The 1,815-nt window shown below is 65.6% G+C and carries 2 protein-coding genes; both read left to right on the top strand.

What is annotated here, in order from left to right; translation table 11 throughout:
* Nucleotides 1-818, top strand: an 818-nt coding sequence (locus tag RM190_RS23275; RefSeq protein ID WP_311761865.1) for a bifunctional methylenetetrahydrofolate dehydrogenase/methenyltetrahydrofolate cyclohydrolase, incomplete at its 5' end; no start/stop codon positions are given.
* A 105-nt stretch (nucleotides 819-923) separates the two neighbouring features.
* Nucleotides 924-1,808 (top strand): formyltetrahydrofolate deformylase, encoded by an 885-nt coding sequence (gene purU, locus RM190_RS23270; RefSeq protein WP_311761864.1) that lies wholly within the window; start codon nucleotides 924-926, stop codon nucleotides 1,806-1,808.
* The last annotated feature ends 7 nt before the right edge of the window (nucleotides 1,809-1,815 follow it).

Below are 1,815 nucleotides of genomic sequence, written 5' to 3'. Positions count from 1 at the left end.
CCGAGCTTTCTGGTTTGGGAATTGTTCCCGGTCTTGCGGTTGTGCTTGTTGGCGAGGATCCGGCATCGGAGGTTTATGTTCGCAACAAGGGCATCCAGACGCGCGAGGCGGGGATGAACTCGTGGGAGCACAAGCTGCCCGCCGACACCACGCAAGAGGCTCTGATGGCGCAGGTGGCGGCGCTGAATGCCGATCCGGCGGTGCACGGGATCCTGGTGCAGCTGCCGCTGCCCCGCCATCTTGACGCCGAGGCGGTGATCAACGCGATCGAGCCCGGAAAGGATGTCGACGGCTTCCACATCCTGAACGTGGGCCTGCTGGGGACCGGGCAGAAGGCGATGGTGCCCTGCACGCCGCTGGGCTGCCTGATGATGCTGCGCGACCGGCTGGGCGACCTGTCCGGGCTGAACGCGGTCGTGGTCGGGCGCAGCAACATCGTCGGCAAGCCGATGGCGCAACTGCTGCTGGGCGACAGCTGCACGGTGACCATCGCCCACAGCCGGACCAAGAACCTGGCCGAGGTCTGCCGGGGCGCCGACATCCTGGTCGCAGCGGTCGGTCGTCCGAAGATGATCCCCGGCGACTGGATCAAGCCGGGCGCGACGGTGATCGATGTCGGCATCAACCGCATCGACGAGGGCGGCCGCACCCGCCTGGTCGGCGATGTCGATTTCGAGACCGCCGCCCCGGTCGCGGGCGCGATCACCCCGGTTCCGGGCGGGGTCGGGCCGATGACCATCGCCTGCCTTCTGGCCAATACGCTGACCGCCTGCTGCCGGGCGAACGGTCTGCCGGAACCTGCCGGCCTGACCGCCTGAACGCGATGCGGGGGGCGGGATGCGGGGGCCAGCCCCCGCGCCCCCCGGGGTATTTCTGAAACGATGAAGAACGGGCCCTGGCGCCCGCTGACAGTGGAGAGCCTGATGACCAAATACTGCCTGACCGTGACCTGCCTTTCGACGCGGGGGATCGTGGCGGCGATCTCGACCTACCTGGCCGCGAAGGGCTGCAACATCACCGATTCCAGCCAGTTTGACGATGCCGAGACCGGGCGCTTCTTCATGCGCGTCAGCTTCGTCTCGGAACAGGGCGTCGGGCTGAAGGAGCTGGGCGAGGGGCTGGCGCCCGCCGCCGAGGAATTCGACATGACCTATGCCTTCCATGACGAAGCCTCGAAGATGAAGGTCGTGATCATGGTCAGCCGCTTCGGCCATTGCCTGAACGACCTGCTCTATCGCTGGCGCATCGGGGCGCTGCCGATCGACATCGTCGCGGTGATCTCGAACCACATGGATTACCAGAAGGTGGTGGTGAACCACGACATCCCCTTCCACTGCATCAAGGTCACCAAGGAGAACAAGCCCGAGGCCGAGGCCCGCATCATGGCGGTGGTCGAGGAAAACGGCGCCGAGCTGGTGATCCTGGCGCGCTATATGCAGGTGCTCTCGGACGAGCTGTGCCGGCGCATGTCGGGCCGCATCATCAACATCCACCACTCGTTCCTGCCCAGCTTCAAGGGCGCCAACCCCTACAAGCAGGCCTTCGAGCGCGGCGTGAAGCTGATCGGCGCCACCAGCCATTACGTCACCGCCGACCTGGACGAGGGCCCGATCATCGAGCAGGACATCATCCGCGTCACCCATGCCCAATCCCCCGAGGATTACGTCAGCCTGGGACGGGATGTCGAAAGCCAGGTCCTGGCCCGCGCCATCCATGCCCATATCCACAGGCGCGTCTTCCTGAACGGAAACAAGACCGTCGTCTTCCCCGCATCGCCAGGAAGCTATGCCAGCGAAAGAATGGGCTGAATGGGGG

The organism is Paracoccus broussonetiae (genome assembly GCF_031854425.1).
Taxonomy (GTDB): Bacteria; Pseudomonadota; Alphaproteobacteria; order Rhodobacterales; family Rhodobacteraceae; genus Paracoccus; species Paracoccus broussonetiae.
This window is presented reverse-complemented; position numbering and strand designations above follow the sequence as displayed.

Bases quoted from the DNA above. Each gene is read 5' to 3' on its own strand.
- purU (WP_311761864.1), top strand. From the start codon at position 924: ATGACCAAATACTGCCTGACCGTGACCTGCCTTTCGACGCGGGGGATC.